Consider the following 20628-nt stretch of genomic DNA (forward strand, 5'->3'; position numbering starts at 1 on the left):
GACCATAGCAAGTCGGTACCACCCCTTCCCATCCCGAACAGGACCGTGAAACGACTTTGCGCCGATGATAGTGCTGCAACCAGTGTGAAAGTAGGTTATCGTCAGGCTAGTTATATGAAAAACCCCACCAGGTGATCCTGGTGGGGTTTTTTGCTTTGGTGCGCCGAATTCACAATCTCACCACAAAATTAAAAAATAATCATTGCGAACAATTATTGAAGTTATAATTGCTTGACTGCAATCTCTTCGATTCGCAATGTTTCCCTTCTTCGATGCCGGAATCCGACTCGCCGTCGCGATGAGCGCCCTGTATGGTCTGCTGGCGGCAGCCTCGCTGTCCGTCAGGATGGCCACCAGAGGCCGCGCGCCGGGCATGCTGAGTCACCAGGTCAATGCGTGGTGGCGGATTTTTCCGATCGTGACGCTTGCCCTGCTGTCCTATCCGCTGGGCGTGCCGCTCCTCGCCGGCCTCGTCTATGTGCTGGCGGTCCTCGAACTGACGCCCCATTATCCCGGCAATGCTAAGCGGTTCCGCGTGGGCGCCGCCGCCGTCGCCGTCGTGGCCATGTGCCTGCACCGCTGGCTGCCGGTAGCTGTTCCCTTCCTGTGGCCCACGGCAATCGCCGTCCAGTTCCTGCAATGGCGGACCAGGCCCGGCGCGGCCGGCATGATCCGCCTGCTGCTGCTCGCCACCGGCGCTGCGATGCATGTCCTCGTCGCGTTCTCGATGTTGCCGTTCGGGGCCCGCACGAACCTGGCCTGGCTGTTCTACCTGTTCATCCTGACCGCCTTGAACGACATCGGCCAGTTCGTGGCCGGCAAGCTGTTCGGACAGCACAAGATCGCCCCGACGGTCAGTCCCAACAAGACCTGGCAGGGCCTGGCAGGCGGCATCGTCGTATCGCAATGCGTCAGCCTCGCGCTCGGCACCTACCTGTCGCTGGCCGGTCCCGTCACGCTGGCGGTGTATGGCCTGCTGTTGTCGGTGGCCGGATTCGCCGGCGACCTGATGTTCTCGAAGGCCAAGCGCAGCCTGTCGATCAAGGATTTTTCCCAGCTGATTCCCGGCCACGGCGGCATCCTCGACCGCGTCGACAGCCTGGTCCTCACCGCGCCCCTCCTGTACTGCCTGTTGCGCAGTTTTCCATAAGGATCACCATGAAGATCGAACATCCCACCGCCTGGACCACGTCCGAGTCCGGATTCACGGGCAGCGACGGCACCCGTTTGTTCTTCCGCGCCTGGCAGCCCGTGGCGCCGGCCACGGACCGTCCGCCACGCGCGCTCGTCTTCCTGCATCGCGGCCATGAGCACTCGGGCCGGATCGCGCCGCTGGTCGAGCGCTTCGGCCTGCAACAGGACTGGGCATTCGCCTACGATGCGCGCGGCCACGGATACTCGCCCGGCGCGCGCGGCGATGCACCCGATTTCGCCACGCTCGTCAGCGACCTGGACGCCTTCGTGCGCCACGTCTGCACGCACTACGGCATCGCCGTCGAAGACATCGTCGTCGTCGCCAACAGCGTGGGCGCCGTCGTCGCCGCCACCTGGCTGCACGATTACGCGCCCCGCATCCGCGGCCTCGTCATGGCGGCCGCGGCGTTCCAGATCAAGCTGTACGTCCCGCTGGCCGAGCCGGCGCTGCGTTTCGCGCGCCGCTTCAAGCCGGAGCTGTTCGTCACCAGCTACATCCGACCCGGCATGCTCACCCATTCGGCGCAGGAGGCCGCCGCGTATGCGGCCGATCCGCTGATCGCCAAGAGCATCTCGGCGAAGATCCTGCTCGAGCTGGCCGACACGGCGGAACGCATCGTCCTCGATGCGGCGGCGATCGACACACCCATCCTGATGCTGGCCGCCGACAAGGACTACGTGGTCAAGGAAGCGCCGCAGCGCCTGTTCTTCGACCGCCTGAGCTCCACGCTCAAGCGCTACGTGCGCCTGGACGACTGCTACCACGCCGTGTTCTACGAGCGCGACACGGCCATGGCCATCCAGGCCAGCCAGGATTTCATCCGCGACTGCTACGCGAGCGCGCCGCAGTCGCCGCAGCGCCACGCGCACGCCGACCGCGAAGGGCACGCGGCGCGCCAGTACGCGGCCCTCGAGCGCAACGAGAGTGGCAGCGCCGCCACGCGTGCCTGGTTCGGCCTGCAGCGCCGCATGCTGGGCGTGCTCGGTCCGCTCAGCGACGGCATGCGCATCGGCCTGAAGCACGGCTTCGATTCGGGCGAATCGCTCGACTATGTCTACCGCAACGAGGCCGGCGGCCGCCTGGGGATCGGCAAGATGATCGACCGCGGCTACCTCGACGCCGTCGGCTGGCGCGGAGTCCGCGTGCGCAAGGCGCAGCTGCAGCGCATGCTGGCCGACCGCATCGCCGCGCTCCCCGCCGACGAGCCGGTACGCATCCTCGACATCGCGGCCGGCTCCGCGCGCTATGTGCTGGAAACCGTGAAGCGCTTCCAGGACCGCGCCATCGACGTCACGCTGCGCGACTACATGCAATACAACGTCGACAATGCGCGCCGCCTGGCGGATGCGCTGCAGCTGCGCGTGCGGGTCGAGGCCGAACTGGCCGACGCCTTCAGCGCCGACAGCTACGCCGGCCTGGAAGGACGGTACGACATCGCCGTCGTCTCCGGCCTGTACGAACTGTTCAGCGACAACGACAAGGTGCTCGCTTCGCTGCAGGGCGTGGTGCGCAGCCTGAAGCCGGGCGGCTGCCTGATCTACACGGCGCAGCCCTGGCACCCGCAGCTGGACATGATCGCCTACACGCTGGTGAACCACCGCGGCGCGCCATGGAAGATGCGTCCGCGCCCGCAGGCCGAGATGGATGCGCTGGTCGCCCTGGCCGGCGCGCGCAAGGTCGACACGGCGATCGGCGTGGACGGGATCTTCACGGTGTCGCTGGCGACGAAGGATGCAGCGCCCGGCGCAGGCGGTTGAACACGGTCAGCGCCGCCAGCAGCAGCACGACGGCCAGCAGGCCGTTGTACCAGGGCGCTCCGGCGCCGGCGCCGATCAGCAGGGCAAGCAGGCCGAACACGAACGCGCGGTCGCTCTTGCCCATCGGGCCCTCGAAGCCGCGGGGCGCGCCTAGCGCCTGCGCCAGCACGCCGGCGAACTCCGCCAGCAGCGCCGCCACGACGGCCAGTACCACCAGCGGCGCCGCGACGCCGGCGGCGAGGGCAAACGGCAGGTACAGCGCCGCGTCCGACACCTGGTCGCACACCTCGTTGAGCAGGGCGCCGAGCCGGGTCTTGTTGCCGGTGCTGGTGGCGAGCATGCCGTCGATGGCATTCAGCGCCATGCGCAGCAGCAGGAACAGGGGCAGCCCGAACCACAGCGCGCGCTGCGACGGCGCCAGCGCCAGCGCGGCGCCGTAGGCCAGGGACAGCATCATCGCACCGATGGTCACCTGGTTCGGCGTGACGCCCGTGCGGTGCAGGGCGGCGAGCAGGGGCCGCAGCAATTGCTGGAAGCGCGGCTTCAACTGGTAGATCGAGAGAGACATCGGCGGTTCCTTCGTTGGTGGAGTCGGACGATCAGGCGGCTGCGGCTGTAGCCCATGGCGCAGTGCACGTAGACGGGATGGCCGTCGTCCTGCAGCCGCGCGAGCAGCGCCAGCACGGGGCGCAGCTGGGACGGGCGCGGCGCCTGCAGGTCGAGCAGCGGAAAGTGGCGATAGCGTGCGTGAAGTAGCGGCGCCACTTCGGGCAGCTCGCCGCACAGGTCGATGACGTGGCAGCCGGGCGGCAGGCCCGCCGCTTCGCGCGCCGTCAGGCGCCGGCCCATCCACACGCCCGGCAGCGGTTGCGAGAAAGGGGCGCGATGCCGTTCGCGCAGGCGCACCAGCATCCAGGTCAGGCGGTAGCCGGCGAGATAGGGCCAGAACAGCAGCCAGGCATGCCAGCGATGGCGGCCCGCATGCTTGGACAGGAATCCCGCATGGCGGCGCCGGTAGGCCAGCGCCACCAGCAGCAGGCCGGCAACCGCCCAGGCGGCGATCCAGCTGTGCAGCGCCGCCACGCCCACCAGCGCCAGCACGCCGGCGGCGATCGTGTAGTAGAAGCTCACGGCATGCCGGCGCGTGGCGCCCGGCCGCACGGCCCATGCGCAGGCGCCGCCCAGCAGCAGGCCGCCGCCGACGTCCGCCAGGTGGTGCTGCCAGGTGAACAGGGTGCTGGCGGCGACCAGCACCAGCCATGCGCACAGCAGCCGGCGCAGGGCGCCGCGGAGCACGGTGCGCAGCGCACACCACACGATGGCGCAATAGGCCACGTGCAGCGAGGGAAACTGGTTGTAGGGACGGTCGACGAGGTCGAGCCAGGCGAACACGAGGCCCGGCAGGCCGCCGACGTCGGCGGGGCGCACCATGCCGAAGCGCGCTGGCAGCACGGCGAACAGCAGGCATCCCGCCACCGTGGCCAGCAGCAGGCGCCGGCTGGCGACGCGCAGCGCTTCATCGCTGCGCACGGCAAAGAACACGAGGCTGAACAGCAGGCCCGCGCTGGCATACGGCACGGCCATCCAGGGCAGGAAGGGGATGGCGGCATCCAGCCCCGTCGCCAGGCTGCGCGTGACCTGCCCCCGTTCGGCGAGCAGGTTCGCCAGCGGATAGCAGCAAGCGAACACGAGCCAGTTCAGGAGCAGGTGGCCCGCGCGCCGGCGCACGAGCACATGCCTGTCCATGAACCGCATCCCTTGTGCTTGTGATAATGGTTGCATTTAGGCATTATGCATGCAATGCACACCCCTGAACAATATCGGCGTTGTCTCGTCCTGGCCGGCGGCGGTTTCCGCTTCGGCTACTACCTCGGCGTGCACGCGGCCGCGGAAGACAGCGGCCACCGGCCGGACGTGCTGCTGGCCAGCTGTGGCGGCGCGATCGCCGCCGTGGCGATCGCCGCCTTGCCGGATGCGCAGGCCCGGCGCGACTGGATCGCCGGTCCCGCCATGCATGCGTTCCTGCGCGGGATCCAGCCCACGCCGCGGGCGACGCCGCTCCGCGCCATCCAAGGCGCCGGCCTGCGCTGGCTGGCCCGCTCGCCGGCCGCGCGCATCGCCGACCTGCACGGCGACTACCTGTTCGAGCTGCCGCCCGCCTTGCCGCTGCCGCCCTCCGAGGCCGCGCCGCCGGATGCCCCGGCGCTGGCGATCGTGGGCGCGCGCCTGCTGTTCCGGCCCGAGGAAGCGGGCGGCGCGCGCGGCGCACGCCGGCTGTTCGCCGAAACCGTGTTCTGCCCGCCGCGCGCGGCGGCCCTGCTGGACGGAATGGCGGCGCCGGCCGCCGATCCGCGCTGGAGCGCCGGCGCGGTCGACCCGCTGCTGCACGCGGATGCCGCCATGCCGGCTGCCGACGCCGCGCGCATCTCGGTCGCGGACATGTTCTATTTCCGCAGCCACGTCGTGGACGGCCGCCACTACACGGGCGGCATCATCGATCTGTTCCCCATCGAGGTGGCGCGGCGCCTCGCCCGCGAAGTGATCATGGAGCGCAAGATGCCCTTCAATCCCTGGTTCGCCCTGCCGGCCCTGCGCGCCGTGCTGGGCATCGACGGCGCCGCGCGCCTGCGCCACGTGCACGCCCAGCAGGCGGACGCCTGGGTCGACACGCGCGATGCGGGGCGGGCACTGCGCGGCCACGCCATCGCCAAGCGGATCGGCTGGCGCCGCAACCGCATCGGCCTGGACGTGCCGGCCTCGCCCGAGGCCTACGCGGCCCAGGTGCGCGCGCAATGGGACTACGGTTACCTGAAGGGGATGGCGGCCTTCGCGGGAGCGCGCCGGTGAGGATCATGGTCATCGGCGGCACCAGCGGCATCGGCCTGGCGCTGGCGCAGCACTATGCGGACCGCGGCGCCGAGCTGGCGCTGTGCGGACGCGATGCCGGCCGCCTGGACGGCCACCCGCTCGGCCGCGATCCGCGCGTGCGCGCCTGGTCGCTGGACATCCGCGACCGCGACGCCGTCGAGAGGGCCGTGCGCGACTTCGGCGCCGGCGGCATCGACGTGCTGATCGTCACCGCCGGCCAGTACGCCGACGCGGCCGGCCTGGCCCACAGTCCGGCGCTCGGACCTGCGCTGGTGCAGACGAATATCGCGGGCCTCGTGCATGCGTTCGAGGCCGCCGCCGCGGTGATGCGGCGACAGGGACACGGCCAGCTGGTCGCGGTGGCGTCGATCGCCGGCCTGTTGAAGGAATACGAAGGCGGTTCGCTGTATGCCGCCAGCAAGCGCGCCGCCATCGCCATCTGCGACACCTACCGCAAGGCGCTGGCGCCGTACGGGATCGCGGTGACGACGTTGGTGCCGGGCTATGTCGACACGGCGCGCTTGCGCGAACTGAATGGGGGCGACGCGAGCGCCAAGCCCTTCCTGATGTCCGAGCAGGCGGCCGTGGCGCGCATGGTGGAGGCGATCGACGCGCGCGTGGCGCGGCGCGTCTTCCCCCTCCGGCTGCACCTGCTGGTGCGCCTGTTCAACCTGCTGCCCTTGCGGCTGCGGCGGCTGCGCAAGAAATAGTCAGGCCGCCTGCACGTTGTCCCACAGCTTGTCGTGCAGCGGCATCAGCAGCACGTTGCACACGGGTTCCAGCACGGCCGCCATGCCGCCGAACGCCAGCGAGCCGGTGGCGAAGAACATCACGAGGAAGGCCACCACCATGTGCATGCCCGTCTGGCTGATCTTTTCGACGCTGCGCACGAGGGTGCGGCGATGTCCGGTGACCCCCTGCGCCTTGCGCGCCCAGGCCCGTTCGTGGAAGGGCAGCAGCAGCACGTTCAGGACGGGTTCCACCAGCACGGCCAGTCCGCCCAGCGCGATCGACCCTGTGAACGCATAGGCGATGACGAAACCGATCGCCATGTGGGTGATGACCTGGCTGCTCTTGCGCGCGACGACCATGGAATGCTCCTGCGATTGAACGATGAGTGAATGATACCCATTCTCATTTACATCGGCCAATCGGATCATTCGAACCGTGCAATAGCCCGGCGCTATGACGTGGCGCGCAAGGCGAGCAGGCGTTCCAGCAGGGGTTCGGCTGCATCGGCGATGCGGTCCAGGCTCGCTTCGCGCAGCGCCGTCGCGTCGACGGCGTGCGCGCTGTGCAGCCCGGCCCAGCGCAGCAGCGCGGCACAGGCGGACGCATGGTCGAACAGGCCATGCAGGTAGGTGCCCAGGATCTGCCCGTCGTCCGAGCAGGCGCCTTCCGGCCGGCCGTCGATGCGGAACGCGGGCCGCTGCAGGGCCGGTCCGCTCGAGGTACCCATGTGGATCTCGTAGCCGCCCACGGCGGCATCCGGCGTATCGGCGGCGAACGCGCAGTGGCCGCTCACTTGCGCGAGGCGCTTCTCGCGCGTGAGCACCGTGTCGACGTCCAGCAGGCCGAGGGCGGCGGAGCTTCCCGCCGCGCCCTCGACGCCGTGCGGATCGTCGACCTGGCGGCCCAGCATCTGGAAGCCGCCGCAGATGCCGATCACCTTGCCGCCGTAGCGCAGGTGGCGGCGCAGCGCCTCGGGCCAGCCCTGGCGCTGCAGCCAGGCCAGGTCGCCGCGCGTGTTCTTGCTGCCCGGGAGGATGACGAGGTCCGCGCCGGGAATCGCCTCTCCCTCGCGCACGAAGCGCAGGTCGACGTCCGGATGCGCGCGCAGCGGGTCGAAGTCCGTGTGGTTGCTCATGCGCGGCGTACTGGGGACGACGACGCGGAACTTGCCGTTGCGCCGGGTCACGCCCTGTACCGCATCCTCGGCATCCAGGTACAGCCCGTGCAGGTAGGGCAGCACCGCCAGCACGGGCTTGCCGGTCTGCGCTTCCAGCCAGTTCAGGCCCGGTTCCAGCAGCTTGATGTCGCCGCGGAAGCGGTTGATGACGAAGCCGATCACGCGCGCCCGCTCGCTGTCGGACAGGCAGGACAGCGTGCCGACCAGGTGGGCGAACACGCCGCCGCGGTCGATGTCGGCCACCAGCACGACGGGGCAGTCGACCGCCTCGGCGAAGCCCATGTTGGCGATGTCGCGCGCGCGCAGGTTGATCTCGGCCGGGCTGCCCGCGCCTTCGACGATCACGGCCTCGTACTGCGCCTGCAGGCGCGCATGCGATTCCAGCACGGCGCCCATCGCCACCGTCTTGTACTGGTGGTAGTCGCGCGCGTTCATCTCGGCGCGCACGCGGCCGTGGATGATGACCTGGGCGCCGATGTCGCTCGACGGCTTGAGCAGCACCGGGTTCATGTCCGTATGAGGATCGATGCCAGCGGCGATCGCCTGCAGCGCCTGGGCGCGGCCGATTTCCCCGCCGTCGGCCGTGACGGCGCTGTTCAGCGCCATGTTCTGCGGCTTGAACGGCGCCACCCGCACGCCGCGCCGGCGCAGCAGGCGGCACAGGGCGGCGACCACGGTGCTCTTGCCCGCATCCGACGTCGTGCCCTGCACCATCAGGGTGGTGTACGGGAAGCCGCTCATGGCTTCGGCTTTGCGCCGCGGTGCTGGCGCGCGATCTCGAGCTTTTCGCACAGCTGCTCGGCGCCGGCGATCATGCGCGGGCCGGCGCGGTTCACGAGGTTGCCGTCGATCGTGAACAGGTTGTCGTTGCGGACCGCCGCCAGGTTCGGGTAGGGCTTCCACAGGCTCACGCCGCCGTAGTTCTTCTCGGCGGTGGCGAAGATCGCTTCGGGATTTTCCTGCAGCACGCCTTCGATGGAGACCACGGGCGCCGTCACGGCCAGCCTGGCGAAGATGTTCTCGCCGCCGCACAGGCGCAAGGCGTCGCTGACGATCTGCTTGCCGTTGAGCGTGTACAGCGGCTTGTCCCAGACCTGGTAGAAGGTGCGCACGACGGGGCGGTTGGCATAGCGCTGGCGCAGGTCGCCGATCCGCTTGCGCAGGTCGGCGGCGGCGGGGCCCGCCACGGCATCCGTTCCCATCAGCTGGCCCAGCTTGGCGACGTTGTCCGCGATGTCTTCCAGCTTCTGCGGCTCGCTGTGGAACATCGGCACGCCCAGCTGCTTGACGACGTCGATCTGGCGTTCGGAACTGCCGTGGCGCCAGACCACGACGAGGTCGGGCTTCAGCGCGATGATGCGTTCCAGGTCGAGTTCGCGGTTCGAGCCCACCTGCGGGATCTTCTTCGCTTCCTCGGGAAAGTCGCTGTACGACACCACGCCCACGACGTGGCTGCCGCCGCCGGCGGCGAACAGCAGCTCGGTGATGTGCGGCGCCAGCGCGATCACGCGCAACGCCGGCTTCTGTACCGTGACGGTATTGCCGGCGTCGTCCTTGACGCTGACGGCGGCGTGCACGTGCACGGCGGTGGCCACGGTGGCGGCCAGGAAGAGCAATCGTTTCATCGTTCGGTCCATTCTCGGGTCCACTCCTGCAGTGCTTGTTCGATCCGGCGCCAGTGCGCCTCGCTGGCGGGCAGGCCCACGCGGATGCCGCGCGCGGCCTCGCGGAACAGCCGTACCCAGATCGCGCGGCGGGCCATGTGCTCGTGGAAGGCTTCCGCCCGGGCTTCCGGCCACCAGTGGAACAGCGGCGTGCCGCTGGCCGCGATGCCGGCGCCGGCCAGCAGCGCGCGCATGCGTTCGCCGTCGCGCGCCAGCCGGTCCCGCGTCGCGCGCTGCCAGGCGCTGTCGTCCAGTGCCGCGATGGCGATTTCCTGCGCCGGTCCGCTCACGGCCCAGGGGCCGAGCAGGTCGTCCAGCGCGTGCAGCAAGGGCGGCGCGGCGCCGACGAAGCCCAGGCGCAGGCCGGCCAGGCCGAAGAACTTGCCCACCGAGCGCAGCACGATCAGGCCATCCGCACCCGCGTGGGCCGCGATGCCGGGCGAACGCGCCGTGTCGCCGAACGCCTCGTCGACGACGAGCCAGCCGCCGCGCGCGGCCAGGCGCGCATGCCAGTCCAGCAGCCGCTCGGGCGCCACCACCGCGCCGGTCGGATTGTTCGGGTTGCAGACGACGAGCACGTCGCTCGTCTCGACCGCCGCGTCGAGCGCGTCGTACGGCACCTGGCGCAATTGGTGGCCGTGGCGTCCCCAGTGGTGGGCGTGTTCCGCATACGATGGCGCCGCGACCGTCACGCGCGCCGGCGCGCGCAGGCGCGGCAGCGCCTGGATCGCGGCCTGGGTGCCGGCCACGGGCAGCAGCAGCGGGGCGCCATAGTAGTCGCAGGCAGCGCGTACCAGTTCCGGACTCGGCTCGGGCAGGCGCTGCCAGGCATCCGGCGATGGGGCCGGCGCGGGATAGCCGACCGGGTTGATGCCGGTCGACAGGTCGATCCAGTCGTCGCCGCCATAGTGCAGCCGGGCGGCGCGCAGGTTGCCGCCGTGTTCAAGCATGGGCGCCTCCCGACAGGACGAATGCGGCCGCGATGGCGGCGCCGATCCACAGCAGCGTGGTGCGCCACACGAGGCGCCACGCGCGCACGATGTCGATGCCGCGCGCGGCAGGGCCGCTGCCCAGCACGGGGCGTTGTTCGACTTCGCCGTCGTACACGGCGGCGCCGCCCAGCGACACGCCCAGGGCGCCGGCGCCGCTGGCCATCACGGGGCCCGCGTTCGGGCTGCTCCATTGCGGCGCCTGGGCGCGCCAGCAGCGCCAGGCGCGCAGGCGGCCGCCATCGGCCAGCAGCACGTAGGACAGCGCGGTCAGGCGCGCCGGCACATAGTTCAGGACGTCGTCGATGCGCGCGGCGACGCGGCCGAACAGGTTGAAGCGTTCGTTGCGGTAGCCCCACATCGCATCGAGCGTGTTCGCCAGGCGGAACAGCACGGCGCCGGCGCCGCCGGCGACGAGGAACCAGAACAGCGTGCCGAACACGGCATCGTTGCCGTTCTCCAGCAGCGACTCGGCGCCGGCCTTGGCCAGGTCGGCCTCGCCGGCTTGCGCCGTATCGCGGCTGACGATGCGCGAGGTCAGCCAGCGCGCATGCGCCAGGTCGCCCTCCGCCAGCGCGGCGTGGATGGGCAGCGTATGGTCGCGCAGGCTGCGCAGGCCGATGCAGACATACAGCAGCAGCGCATGCAGCGCCAGGCCGGCGCCACCCGGCGACGCGCAGGCGTACCAGGCCAGCGCGGACAGGGGCAGCACGGCCAGCGTCCAGGCGAGCAGGCCACGCCCGATGCGCATCGTCCCGCGGTTCAGGCGCCGCTCCAGCCGGTGCGCCAGGTTGCCGAAGCCGACCAGCGGATGCCAGCGCCGCGCTTCGCCCAGCAGCAGGTCGAGCGCCACCCCGGCCGCCAGCAGCAGCGCCAGGGTCAGGGGCGGCAGCCCGCTCAGCACGGCGCGCCTTTCAGCGCGAGCGGCAGGCCGGCCGCGACGAACAGCACGCGGTCGCAGCGCGCGGCCACGTCCTGGTGCAGGCGTCCCGCTTCGTCGACGAAGGCGCGCGAGATGGCGCCGTAGGGCACGACGCCCATGCCCACTTCGTTGGACACGAACACGACGTCGCCGTCGCCGGGGGCGTCGAGCCAGTCCAGCAGCGCGCGGCGTTCCTGGTGGAACAGGGGCGCCAGGTCGATCGGGCCCACCTCGGGGTAATCCTGGTGCGTGGAGAACATCAGGTTCGTGAGCCACAGCGTCAGGCAATCGACGAGCACGATGCGTCCGGGGGCGCACAGGCCGCGCAGCGTGCCGGCCAGCGCGGTCGGCTCCTCCACGGTGCGCCAGTCGCAGGGCCGGCGCGCGCGGTGGTGGGCGATGCGCTCGGCCATTTCGCCGTCGCCGGCGCGCGAGGTGGCCAGGTACACGACCTCCTTGCCGGAGTCGCGCGCGAGGCGTTCCGCCAGCGCGCTCTTGCCGGAACGGGCGCCGCCCAGGACGAGGGTGCGCGTCATGGCGCCACTCCTGGCGCCGCTGCGAACAGGCTGGCCGCCGCCGCCGGGTTCGAGGCGAAGAAGCCGTGGAAGTAGGAGGCCGTGAGCGAACCGGCGCGATAGACGGCTTCGCCCTCCACGCCGGACGGGTGCTTCGTCGTCCATGCCACGGGTTCGGCCGGCGTGTCCAGCAGCGAGTAGTGGAAGGTATGGCCGCGCAATTCCCCGGCGGCGGTCGGCATCGCCTGCGGCCCCAGGCCGGCCAGGCGCGCCTGCATGCGCACGCGGCCCGGCAGCAGCGCGGGCATGGGCCAGGTCAGGCCTTCCTTGTCGGTGATCGATTCGCACACGGCCATCATGCCGCCGCATTCGGCCACGATCGGCGTGCCGGCGCGGTGCAGGGCGCGGATCGATTCCTGCCAGCGCGCAGCGCGCGCCAGCGTGGCGCCGTGCAGTTCCGGATAACCGCCCGGCAGGTAGACGGCATTGGCGCCGTCCGGCACGGGTTCGTCCGCCAGCGGCGAAAAGAAGCGCAGCTCCGCGCCCAGCGCGTGCAGCACGTCGACGTTGGCCGGATACAGGAAGCAGAATGCGGCGTCGCGGGCGACCGCCACCGTCTTCCCGGCGAGGAGCGGCGCGATGGGCTCCGCCGGCACGCTGGCCGGCATGCGCGGCGCCAGCGCATCCCACGCCTGGCGGTCCAGCTGCAGGCCGTCGGCCAGGGCGTCGAGCATGGCGTCCAGGCCGTCGACGTCGTCCGGGGTCACCAGGCCCAGGTGGCGTTCCGGCAGGCGCTGCGCCTGTTTCGGCAGCGTCGCCAGCAGCGGAATGTCGCGCAGCGAGGCGGCGACCATGCGCGCGTGGCCCTCGCTGGCGATGCGGTTGGCGACCACGCCGGCCAGCTGCACGGGACCGTAGTCGCGCAAGCCCATCACGACGGCGCCGGCGGTCTGCGCCATGGCGGAGGCGTCGATCACGGCCAGCACGGGAATGTCGAACGTGCGCGCCAGGTCGGCTGCCGACGGATTGCCGTCGTACAGGCCCATCACGCCCTCGACCAGCACCACGTCGGCGTCCAGCGCCGCCTGCGCCAGGCGCTGGCGGCAGGCTTCCGGCCCGACCATCCACAAGTCGAGCGAATGGACCTTCTCTCCGCTGGCGCGTTCCAGCAGCATCGGGTCGATGAAGTCGGGACCGCACTTGAACACGCGCACGCGCTGGCCTTCGCGCCTGAACTTGCGCGCCAGCGCCGCCGTGACGGACGTCTTGCCCTGTCCGGACGCGATCGCCGCGACCATGACCATGCGTGCACCTGGCAGTCCCATCACCACTCCGTTCCCGCTTGCGCGCCAATGCCGGCCTTGAACGCGTGCTTGACGACGTTCATCTCGGTGACCGTGTCGGCGACGTCGATCAGTTCCGGCGGCGCCGCGCGTCCCGTGACGACGACGTGCTGCATCAGCGGGCGCTCGAGCAGGTCGGCGATCACGTCGTGCACGTCGAGGTAGCGGTATTTCAGGGCGATGTTCAGTTCGTCCAGCACCACCAGGCCGTAGGCGGGGTCGGCGAGGAAGCGGCGTGCCTGTTCCCACGCTTCGCGGGCCTTGGCGATGTCGCGTTCGCGGTCCTGGGTTTCCCAGGTATAGCCTTCGCCCATCGCGTGGAAGCTGACTTCGTCGGGAAAGCGGCGCAGGAACTGTTCTTCGCCGGTGGACATGGCGCCCTTGATGAACTGGACCACGCCGACCTTCATGCCGTGCCCCAGCGCGCGCACGGCCATGCCGAAGGCGCTCGAGCTCTTGCCCTTGCCGTTGCCCGTATTGACGATGATGATGCCGATCTTCTTGTCGGCGGCCGCGATCTTCGCGTCGATGACGGCCTTCTTGCGTTCCATGCGCTCGCGGTGGCGCTGGTTCAGCGCGTCCTCCGCGGTGCGCTGTCCGGCGCTCTGTTCGGGACTCGTATCGGTCATTGGGATACCTCCAGGGGAATGAAGATGCGCCGGCCGCCATGTTCGATCATCTCGATGGGATGGCACAGGTAGGCGCTGAGCAGGTCGGCGCGCAGCGTGTCGCGCGCGGGACCGGCGTGCCAGCGGCCGGCGCCGTCCAGCAGCAGGGCGTGGGTGGAGATGCCGGCGGCCAGCGTCAGGTCGTGGCCGATGGCGACGACGGTCTTGCCGCGCTCGCGGCACAGGCGCGCCAGCAGCGACATCACGCTCACCTGGTGCGCCAGGTCGAGCGCGTTGGCGGGTTCGTCCAGCAGCAGCAGCGGCGTGTCCTGGGCCAGCAGGGCAGCGATGGCCACGCGCTGGCGCTCGCCGCCGGACAGGGTACGGACGTCGCGTGCCGCCAGGAGCGCGACTTCCATCGCGTCCAGGGCGTCGTGGGCGGCCGCGTGGTCGTCGCTGCCCTCCCAGTAGCGCCTGCCGTGGTAGGGGTGGCGCGCCGACAGCACGGTCTCGAGCACGCTGTAGGCGAATGCGTCCTGGCGCGCCTGGGCCAGGTAGGCGCGCTGGCGCGCCAGCGCTTCGAGCGGCCAGTCGGGCAGCGCGCGGCCGTCGATCTCGATGGTCCCGGATGCTGGCGCCTGCAGCCCGGCCAGCGTGCGCATCAGCGTGCTCTTGCCAGCGCCGTTGCGGCCGATGATGCTCCAGCATTCGCCGGCGCCGACCTGCCAGTCCAGGTCCTGCACGAGGGTGCGGCCGGCGACCTGCAGGGTCAATGCGCGGGTGACGATCATCGGGTTCATTTGCGCAGCTGGTGCAATTGGTAGAGGAAGACGGGCGCGCCGATCAGCGCGGTGATGGCGCCCACCGGCAGCTGCGTCGGCGCGATCACGGTACGCGCCAGGGTATCGCACAGCACCAGCAGGCCGCCGCCCGCCAGCACCGCCGACGGAATCAGCACGCGGTGGTCGGGGCCGAACGCGAAGCGGCAGGCATGCGGCACGATCAGGCCGACGAAGCCGATCGAGCCGGCCGAGTTCACGGCGCTCGCGGTCAACAGGGCCGAGATGAAGAACAGGCCCTTGCGCAGTGCGCCGACGCGGATGCCCAGCGTGGCCGCGCTGTCCGCATGCAGGGCCAGCATGTTCAGCGCGCGCGCATTGCGCAGCGCGAACGCCAGGCCCACGGCCAGCACGATCCAGGGGAGCAGGCGCAGCGGCACGCCGGACAAATCGCCGATCATCCAGAACACCATGCTGCGCAGGCGGCTTTCCGGCGCGATGGACAGCATCAGCGTGACGAGGGCCATGCTGGCCGACATCAGGATCACGCCCGTCAGCAGCAACTGCGAACTGCCGCCTTCCGCGGCGCTACCATGGCGCAGGTCGCGCCGCGCCAGCACGTACAGCAGCAGCGAGATGGCGACGGCACCGGCGATCGCCGCCGCGTCGACGGTGGCCGCCGCGCACATCATCAGCAGGGCGAAGAGCGCGCCGACGGAGGCGCCGGCGGATATGCCCAGCACGTACGGATCGGCCAGCGGGTTGCGCAGCAGCGCCTGCATCATGACGCCGGCCAGGGCCAGCGCGCCGCCCGTCACGAAGGCCATCAGCGCGCGGGTGGCGCGCAGCGCGACGAGGGAAGCGGCCAGCGTGTCCGTGCGTCCGTCCAGCGCCTGCATCACCGCCCCCGGCAACTCCGCGGGCGCCACCGCGACCGAGCCGCTCATGCCGGCCACGAGCAGGCTGGCGATGGACAGGCAGGCGAGGACGCCGACGATGAGGACGGCGCGGCGGCGAAGGGGGGCGGTGGCTTGCATGCGTGGACGAGGGCGGGTCGATGGTTAGCGGATGCCGTAGCGCAGCGCCGCGAACCAGGTCTGGCCGGCGGTACGGTAGTTGCGCGCCAGCTCGTAGCGCTTGTCGCCGACGTTTTCCACGCGCAGCAGCAGCGACCAGTCGGGGCTGACGTGCCAGCTAGTGTACAGGTTCACGAGACCGTAGCCGCCCAGGCGGTTGCGGTTGGCGGCGTCGTCGAAGCGATCGCCCGAACCCTGCACCTCGGCGCCGACGGCGACGGGACCGACCGTATAGTCGGCCGCCAGCGTGGCATGGCGCTTGGCGCGGCGGGCCAGTCGCTTGTCCGTGGTGTCGTCGCGCGGATCCTGGACGTCGGCGCTGGCGCGCAGGTCCAGGTTGCCGAAGCGGCGCTCGGCTTCCAGCGTCAGGCCTTCCAGCGTGGCGCGATTGACGTTGTAGGCGCAGCTGCCGGTGGCGGCGCCGGGGCAGGGCGTGACGTTGACGAGCAGGTCGGTCAGGCGGTTGTGGTAGTAGTTCGCCTTCAGCTCCGTTCCGGCCACCTGCCAGCGCAGGCCGACCTCGGCGTTCTTGCCCTGTTCCGGCTTGTTGGTCGGCAGGCCGTAGCCGGGGTAGTACAGCTCATTGAAGGTCGGCGCGCGGAAGCTGGTGCCGACGCTGGCGGTGGCGCGCAGGTCCTTGCTGAACTCGTAGCCGTAGCCGGCCGCGCCGGTCGTCTTCGAGCCGTACACGGAGTGGTCGTTGCGCACGCTGACGTCGACCAGGTGGCTGCCGCGGCGCATGTCGTACGACGCCGCCACCGAATTGGTGATGCGTGCGCGGGTCAGGGCCGCGCTGGAGCTGGACAATACGTCTTCCTTGCGGTGGCCGACCAGCACCTGCAGCGTGTCCGGGCCGACGTCGAAGGTGTTCTGCCAGGTGTACTCGTCCTGGCGCGTATTGATCCGGCTGATGCCGGACGCCGTGAAGCTGCCCGACTTGTCGTTCGAGCGCGCGGCCTGCAGGGTGCTGTGCCACCAGGGCAGGATACGGTCGTTGGCGAACACCGCATAGCTTTCCAGCTCCTGCAGGTTATGCGTGTCGTAGGCGGCGCTGCCGTTGTCGTATTGCGCGTTCAGGCGGCTCTTGAGCAGCTGGGCGCCGATCTCGTGCCCCGGCGCGACCTGCAACGCGACGCGGCCGTTGAAGCTGTTGCGGGTATAGCCGTCGTCGTCGCGGTTGTAGCTGCTGCCCACGCCCGGCCGGGTGGCGTTGAAACCCCGCGATTCCTCGTGGGTGCCGCTCAGCGCATAGCTGACCGAATGCTCGCCGCCGGTGGATCCGGAAACACCGGCGTCGTACTGGTTGCTGCCATAGGTGCCGCCGCCACCGCTGGCGACGAATGCCGGCTGGCCGTCGCTCTTGCGGGTGAAGATCTGCACCACGCCGCCGATCGCGTCGGCGCCGTACAGGGAGCTCAGGGGGCCGTAGACGACCTCGATGTGGTCGATCGAGGACAGCGGAATCGCGTTCCAGCTGGCGCTGCCCGTGGTCGAGGAGCCGACGCGTACGCCGTCGACCAGCACGACGACCTGGTTCGCGTTCGAGCCGCGCAGGTAGACGCTGGTATTGGTGCCGGCGCCGCCGTTGCGGACGATCTCGATGCCGCGCTGGCGGCGCAGCACGTCGGCCACGGAACCCAGTCCCGAGCGGGTGATCTCGTCGCGCCCGATGACGGTGACGTCGGCGATCACGTCCTCGGCGCGCTGCGGTGTGCGCGACGCGGTGACGACGACGGTCTCGGGGTTGGCGGTATCGGCGAAGGCGCAAGGGGAGGCAATGGCGAATGCGAGCGCCACCGCGGCTGCCAGGCGTGAAACTTGAAGATGCATGATGTTCTAAAGTCGGACAACCGGCCGACGTCCCCGTCAGCCAGATGAACAGAAACGCGCGCAGACAGTCGTGCGCGCGCGCTTCCACCTTTTGGCCGGTATCCGGGCTGGCGAGTATGGCCGTCCGACCTTCCCATGCGAAGCACAGTGGTCGTGGGGACGGTTGCCGCGCGAAGACGTTCGCGATGCGGCACTTGCTTACCGTTGCGGGGGCAGCACACCTTGCGTTGCGCCGATGCGGCGACAACGTCGTGTTTCCCGTTTAACTGCGCCCGAGAATACGGGCGCGAGCACCAAAACGGCGCCATTATAAGGGTTTTAGGCGATGTCCAGTACCTGCAACTGGCCGTAGCCGATGCGGTGTGGCGTGCTGGCTGCTTCCAGCGCAGCCTGTTCGAGCGACAAGCCGGGCCGCATCGCCAGCAGCAGGCGAATGGTGCCGGCGTGGCAGATCACCAGCGCTTCGGCGGCCCCTGCGGCCAGCAGCCCGGCGCGGAAGGCAGCCACGCGGCGCGCCACGTCCATCACGTTCTCGGCGCCGCCGGGGCGGTAGTGGAGCAGGTCGGCGTTCCAGGCGTCGACGTCCGCGCGCGGGATCGCCGACCACGGCCGCATCTCCCAGGCGCCGAAATCCATCTCGGCCAGGCGCGCATCGACGTACAATGCGGCGGGCGTGAGCGCGCTGGCCAGGTCGCGGCAACGCCGCAGGGGACTCGTGTAGACGGGCAGGTCGCCGGGCAAGCCGGCTTCCCGCAGCGCGGCCAGTACCTGGTCCAGCGCGGCGGCATCCGCCGGCACGTCGCTGGCGCCATAGCACAGGCCGTGCTCGACGGCGGGGCGCGGATGGCGCAGCAGGTGCAGTTTCATGCGGGCCAGGCGCCGTGGCCCAGCGTCGCCAGGATCGCGGCGTAGATCGCCACCTCGGCCAGCTGCTGCACGGCGCCCAGGCAGTCGCCCGTGTAGCCGCCCAGGCGCACCACGAATTTGCGGCCCAGCCACAGCGTGGCGCCGGCGGCCGCCAGGATGGCCGCCAGCACGGCGCCGGCGGTCATCCAGCCCGCGGCCAGCAGCACGGCTGCCGGCAGGACGCAGGTGAATGCGGCGATGGCGATTTCGCCGGTGCGCATCTGCTGGGCGAGCGGCTTGGCCTTGCCTTCGCCGCGCACGTAGTCAAGCTTCCAGATGAGCGAGGTCGCGGCCAGGCGCGACAGCGGGTGGGCGAGGCACAACGCGGCCACGGCCAGCAGCGGGGGCAAGGCGGCGAGCAGTACCAGCTTCGCGGCCAGCATGCAGACGACGCCGATCGCGCCGTAGGCGCCGACGCGCGAATCCTTCATGATGTCCAGCACGCGCTCGCGCGTCATGCCGCCGCCCAGGCCATCGCAGGTGTCGGCGAACCCGTCTTCGTGGAAGGCGCCCGTGACATAGATCGACGCCGCGGTCGACAGCACGGCCGCCGCCGGCGCGGGCAGGACCAGCGCGGCCGCGAAGTAGACGGCCGCGGCGATGACGCCGACCACGCAGCCGACCAGCGGGAAGTAACGCGACGCATGCTGCAGCCAGCTCGCCTCGAAGCCGACCCACGCCGGGATCGGCAGCCGCGTGAAGAATTGCAGCGCAATGAAGAAGAGGCGGACCTGCTGCATGGCGGCGCGACCGGTCGGGCTCAGGCGTCGGCCGTTTTTTCGCTGACGCTCGCCGACGCGAACGTCGCCATCTGCGCCAGGAAGTTGGCGGCCGCATGCAGCAGCGGCAGCGCCAGCGCGGCACCGGTGCCTTCGCCCAGGCGCAGGCCCAGCTGCAGCAGCGGGGCGGCGCCCAGCTGGCCGAGCATGCGGCGGTGGCCCGCTTCGTCCGAGCAGTGCGCGAACACGCAGTAATCGAGGATGGCCGGGGCCACGCGCGCGGCGACCAGCAGGGCGCTGCTGACAATGAAGCCGTCGATCAGCAGCACTTTGCGCAGTTCGGCCGCCTTCAGCATGGCGCCGACCATCATCGCGATCTCGAAGCCGCCGAAGGTGGCCAGCACGGCGAGCGGTTCGTGGACGCCCTCGTGGCGCTCGACCGCGGCTTCGATCACGCGCTGCTTGTGCAGCACGCCTTCCGGCGACAGGCCGGTGCCGGCGCCGACGCACGCGGCAACGGGCACGCCGGTCAGCTTGTGCATCAGGGCCGCGGCGGCCGTCGTGTTCCCGATGCCCATCTCGCCGAAGCCAACGACGTTGCCGGGCAGGGCGGCGGCGATGGCGGCGCCATGTTCCAGCGCGGCGGCGCATTGTTCCGCACTCATCGCCGGCTCGACGGCGAAGTTGCGCGTGCCGTGGGCGATCTTGCGGTCGACGAGGCCGTCGCGCGGGCCGAAATCGTGGTTCACTCCGGCGTCGACGACGTGCAGCGCGCAGCCGTTCTGGCGCGCGAACACATTGATCGCCGCGCCGTCGGCCAGGAAGTTCTCGACCATCTGCCAGGTGACGTCCTGCGGATACGCCGAGATACCTTCCGCGACGACGCCATGGTCGCCCGCGAACACGACGATGGCCGGACGGTCGACGGTCACGGCCGTGGTCTGCTGGATCAGGCCCAGGCGCTTGGCCAGGGTTTCCAGTGTGCCGAGGCTGCCGAGCGGCTTGGTCTTGTGATTGATGGCGTCGTCGAGGGCGGCCGCCAGCGTAGGGTTGGCCGTCGGGGCGATGGTCGGGATGCGCATACGGAAGTCAGTGATATAAAGGCGGCAAAGATAGCACACTGGAAACGCATGGGCTGATCATCGACATCTATATAGGGCTGCCGGGCCTTGTTGCGCCGCTGCCGCATGGTTCGACAACTGCCTCTTGCGGACCTGCTCATCCGTTTGCTATAGTTCGCCTCCTGCTTCTGCAGCGCAGTAAAAGCTGAACGAAATCAAGTAGTTGAGCTAGGTGTTTTGACAATGCCGCTGGCGCCGAAGAAAAAAGAGGGGTTGACGAGTTAGGTAGTTTGCTTCATAATCTCGTTCCTCTGCTGCTGACGAACAAAACGATTCGCAAGCGCAGCAAGGAAGTACAGAATTCGAGTTCTTTAACAATCAACAGTCGATAAGTGTGGGCGTTTGATGAAGTGCCAGCAGCTGCTTCGGTAGCTGCTGAATGCTTAAATTATCAAATGTTCACGCAAAAGAAATACGTTGCTTCAGC

At 69.9% G+C, this 20628-nt stretch carries 20 protein-coding genes, 1 rRNA gene and 1 riboswitch; of the genes, 5 read left to right on the forward strand and 16 right to left on the reverse strand.

Annotated features, from left to right (window positions below):
• The 3 genes from rrf to ACI1V7_RS27585 all read left to right on the forward strand — a co-directional run.
• A 5S ribosomal RNA gene (rrf, locus tag ACI1V7_RS27575) occupies positions 1-107 on the forward strand; the annotation flags it as partial.
• 149 nt (positions 108-256) lie between these two features.
• On the forward strand, positions 257-1150 hold the full coding sequence (locus ACI1V7_RS27580; protein WP_404535749.1) for a phosphatidate cytidylyltransferase: 894 nt from the start codon (positions 257-259) through the stop codon (positions 1148-1150).
• Between the two features lie 8 nt (positions 1151-1158).
• A complete protein-coding gene (locus ACI1V7_RS27585; RefSeq protein WP_404535751.1) occupies positions 1159-2952 on the forward strand; it encodes a bifunctional alpha/beta hydrolase/class I SAM-dependent methyltransferase in 1794 nt (597 codons plus the stop codon).
• Here the strand turns inward: ACI1V7_RS27585 and ACI1V7_RS27590 are convergent.
• Entirely contained in the window at positions 2903-3520 is a 618-nt protein-coding gene (locus ACI1V7_RS27590; protein WP_404535754.1) for a CDP-alcohol phosphatidyltransferase family protein, read from the reverse strand. The genes ACI1V7_RS27585 and ACI1V7_RS27590 overlap by 50 nt on opposite strands.
• Entirely contained in the window at positions 3496-4698 is a 1203-nt protein-coding gene (locus ACI1V7_RS27595) for a phosphatase PAP2 family protein (protein WP_404535756.1), read from the reverse strand. The genes ACI1V7_RS27590 and ACI1V7_RS27595 overlap by 25 nt, the downstream gene beginning before the upstream one ends.
• Before the next feature lie 54 nt (positions 4699-4752).
• Here ACI1V7_RS27595 and ACI1V7_RS27600 point away from each other — a divergent pair, with 54 nt between their 5' ends.
• Positions 4753-5799 carry a patatin-like phospholipase family protein gene (locus ACI1V7_RS27600; RefSeq protein WP_404535758.1) on the forward strand — a complete coding sequence of 349 codons (1047 nt, stop codon included), beginning with the start codon at positions 4753-4755 and terminating at the stop codon, positions 5797-5799.
• 5 nt (positions 5800-5804) lie between these two features.
• Positions 5805-6530 carry an SDR family NAD(P)-dependent oxidoreductase gene (locus ACI1V7_RS27605; RefSeq protein WP_404535791.1) on the forward strand — a complete coding sequence of 242 codons (726 nt, stop codon included), beginning with the start codon at positions 5805-5807 and terminating at the stop codon, positions 6528-6530.
• On the opposite strand, the gene ACI1V7_RS27610 is transcribed toward ACI1V7_RS27605, so the two are convergent.
• From ACI1V7_RS27610 to cobT, 14 genes are all read right to left on the reverse strand, one after another.
• On the reverse strand, positions 6531-6911 hold the full coding sequence (locus tag ACI1V7_RS27610) for a DUF2061 domain-containing protein (RefSeq protein ID WP_404535760.1): 381 nt from the start codon (positions 6909-6911) through the stop codon (positions 6531-6533).
• A gap of 92 nt (positions 6912-7003) precedes the next feature.
• The gene (locus ACI1V7_RS27615) at positions 7004-8470 is read right to left on the reverse strand and encodes a cobyric acid synthase (RefSeq protein ID WP_404535762.1); all 1467 of its coding nucleotides are present in this window, start codon (positions 8468-8470) and stop codon (positions 7004-7006) included.
• On the reverse strand, positions 8467-9354 hold the full coding sequence (locus ACI1V7_RS27620) for a cobalamin-binding protein (RefSeq protein ID WP_404535765.1): 888 nt from the start codon (positions 9352-9354) through the stop codon (positions 8467-8469). The genes ACI1V7_RS27615 and ACI1V7_RS27620 overlap by 4 nt, the downstream gene beginning before the upstream one ends.
• Positions 9351-10343 (reverse strand): threonine-phosphate decarboxylase CobD, encoded by a 993-nt coding sequence (cobD, locus tag ACI1V7_RS27625; RefSeq protein WP_404535767.1) that lies wholly within the window; start codon positions 10341-10343, stop codon positions 9351-9353. Before cobD ends, ACI1V7_RS27620 begins: the two co-directional genes overlap by 4 nt.
• The gene (gene cbiB / locus ACI1V7_RS27630) at positions 10336-11286 is read right to left on the reverse strand and encodes an adenosylcobinamide-phosphate synthase CbiB (protein ID WP_404535769.1); all 951 of its coding nucleotides are present in this window, start codon (positions 11284-11286) and stop codon (positions 10336-10338) included. Before cbiB ends, cobD begins: the two co-directional genes overlap by 8 nt.
• Positions 11280-11840: a bifunctional adenosylcobinamide kinase/adenosylcobinamide-phosphate guanylyltransferase gene (gene cobU, locus ACI1V7_RS27635; RefSeq protein ID WP_404535771.1), complete on the reverse strand. Its 561-nt coding sequence runs from the start codon at positions 11838-11840 to the stop codon at positions 11280-11282. Before cobU ends, cbiB begins: the two co-directional genes overlap by 7 nt.
• Positions 11837-13144: a cobyrinic acid a,c-diamide synthase CobB gene (locus tag ACI1V7_RS27640; protein ID WP_404535773.1), complete on the reverse strand. Its 1308-nt coding sequence runs from the start codon at positions 13142-13144 to the stop codon at positions 11837-11839. Before ACI1V7_RS27640 ends, cobU begins: the two co-directional genes overlap by 4 nt.
• Positions 13144-13791 (reverse strand): cob(I)yrinic acid a,c-diamide adenosyltransferase, encoded by a 648-nt coding sequence (gene cobO, locus ACI1V7_RS27645; protein ID WP_404535776.1) that lies wholly within the window; start codon positions 13789-13791, stop codon positions 13144-13146. The genes ACI1V7_RS27640 and cobO overlap by 1 nt, the downstream gene beginning before the upstream one ends.
• Positions 13788-14561 carry an ABC transporter ATP-binding protein gene (locus ACI1V7_RS27650; protein ID WP_404535793.1) on the reverse strand — a complete coding sequence of 258 codons (774 nt, stop codon included), beginning with the start codon at positions 14559-14561 and terminating at the stop codon, positions 13788-13790. The genes cobO and ACI1V7_RS27650 overlap by 4 nt, the downstream gene beginning before the upstream one ends.
• 5 nt (positions 14562-14566) lie before the next feature.
• Positions 14567-15586, reverse strand: coding sequence for a FecCD family ABC transporter permease (locus ACI1V7_RS27655; RefSeq protein ID WP_404535778.1), 1020 nt, complete (start codon positions 15584-15586; stop codon positions 14567-14569).
• 24 nt (positions 15587-15610) lie between these two features.
• Entirely contained in the window at positions 15611-17455 is a 1845-nt protein-coding gene (locus ACI1V7_RS27660) for a TonB-dependent receptor domain-containing protein (protein ID WP_404535781.1), read from the reverse strand.
• Positions 17456-17531: 76 nt separating this feature from the next.
• A riboswitch (cobalamin riboswitch) is annotated at positions 17532-17768 on the reverse strand.
• A gap of 5 nt (positions 17769-17773) precedes the next feature.
• Complete coding sequence (locus ACI1V7_RS27665) at positions 17774-18322, reverse strand: histidine phosphatase family protein (RefSeq protein WP_404535784.1); 549 nt, start codon at positions 18320-18322, stop codon at positions 17774-17776.
• Complete coding sequence (locus ACI1V7_RS27670; protein WP_404535786.1) at positions 18319-19101, reverse strand: adenosylcobinamide-GDP ribazoletransferase; 783 nt, start codon at positions 19099-19101, stop codon at positions 18319-18321. The genes ACI1V7_RS27665 and ACI1V7_RS27670 overlap by 4 nt, the downstream gene beginning before the upstream one ends.
• Positions 19102-19121: 20 nt before the next feature.
• Complete coding sequence (gene cobT / locus ACI1V7_RS27675; protein WP_404535788.1) at positions 19122-20162, reverse strand: nicotinate-nucleotide--dimethylbenzimidazole phosphoribosyltransferase; 1041 nt, start codon at positions 20160-20162, stop codon at positions 19122-19124.
• Positions 20163-20628 lie beyond the last annotated feature (466 nt).

The organism is Massilia paldalensis, assembly GCF_044901715.1.
Classification (GTDB): domain Bacteria; phylum Pseudomonadota; class Gammaproteobacteria; order Burkholderiales; family Burkholderiaceae_D; genus Telluria; species Telluria paldalensis.

Excerpts from the sequence above, each read along its gene's own strand:
- ACI1V7_RS27580 (WP_404535749.1), top strand. The coding sequence starts at position 257 with ATGTTTCCCTTCTTCGATGCCGGAATCCGACTCGCCGTCGCGATGAGC.
- ACI1V7_RS27585 (WP_404535751.1), top strand. The coding sequence starts at position 1,159 with ATGAAGATCGAACATCCCACCGCCTGGACCACGTCCGAGTCCGGATTC.
- ACI1V7_RS27590 (WP_404535754.1), bottom strand. The coding sequence starts at position 3,520 with ATGTCTCTCTCGATCTACCAGTTGAAGCCGCGCTTCCAGCAATTGCTG.
- ACI1V7_RS27595 (WP_404535756.1), bottom strand. The coding sequence starts at position 4,698 with ATGGACAGGCATGTGCTCGTGCGCCGGCGCGCGGGCCACCTGCTCCTG.
- ACI1V7_RS27600 (WP_404535758.1), top strand. The coding sequence starts at position 4,753 with ATGCACACCCCTGAACAATATCGGCGTTGTCTCGTCCTGGCCGGCGGC.
- ACI1V7_RS27605 (WP_404535791.1), top strand. The coding sequence starts at position 5,805 with ATGGTCATCGGCGGCACCAGCGGCATCGGCCTGGCGCTGGCGCAGCAC.
- ACI1V7_RS27610 (WP_404535760.1), bottom strand. The coding sequence starts at position 6,911 with ATGGTCGTCGCGCGCAAGAGCAGCCAGGTCATCACCCACATGGCGATC.
- ACI1V7_RS27615 (WP_404535762.1), bottom strand. The coding sequence starts at position 8,470 with ATGAGCGGCTTCCCGTACACCACCCTGATGGTGCAGGGCACGACGTCG.
- ACI1V7_RS27620 (WP_404535765.1), bottom strand. The coding sequence starts at position 9,354 with ATGAAACGATTGCTCTTCCTGGCCGCCACCGTGGCCACCGCCGTGCAC.
- cobD (WP_404535767.1), bottom strand. The coding sequence starts at position 10,343 with ATGCTTGAACACGGCGGCAACCTGCGCGCCGCCCGGCTGCACTATGGC.
- cobU (WP_404535771.1), bottom strand. The coding sequence starts at position 11,840 with ATGACGCGCACCCTCGTCCTGGGCGGCGCCCGTTCCGGCAAGAGCGCG.
- ACI1V7_RS27640 (WP_404535773.1), bottom strand. The coding sequence starts at position 13,144 with ATGGGACTGCCAGGTGCACGCATGGTCATGGTCGCGGCGATCGCGTCC.
- cobO (WP_404535776.1), bottom strand. The coding sequence starts at position 13,791 with ATGACCGATACGAGTCCCGAACAGAGCGCCGGACAGCGCACCGCGGAG.
- ACI1V7_RS27650 (WP_404535793.1), bottom strand. The coding sequence starts at position 14,561 with ATGATCGTCACCCGCGCATTGACCCTGCAGGTCGCCGGCCGCACCCTC.
- ACI1V7_RS27655 (WP_404535778.1), bottom strand. The coding sequence starts at position 15,586 with ATGCAAGCCACCGCCCCCCTTCGCCGCCGCGCCGTCCTCATCGTCGGC.
- ACI1V7_RS27660 (WP_404535781.1), bottom strand. The coding sequence starts at position 17,455 with ATGCATCTTCAAGTTTCACGCCTGGCAGCCGCGGTGGCGCTCGCATTC.
- ACI1V7_RS27665 (WP_404535784.1), bottom strand. The coding sequence starts at position 18,322 with ATGAAACTGCACCTGCTGCGCCATCCGCGCCCCGCCGTCGAGCACGGC.
- ACI1V7_RS27670 (WP_404535786.1), bottom strand. The coding sequence starts at position 19,101 with ATGCAGCAGGTCCGCCTCTTCTTCATTGCGCTGCAATTCTTCACGCGG.
- cobT (WP_404535788.1), bottom strand. The coding sequence starts at position 20,162 with ATGCGCATCCCGACCATCGCCCCGACGGCCAACCCTACGCTGGCGGCC.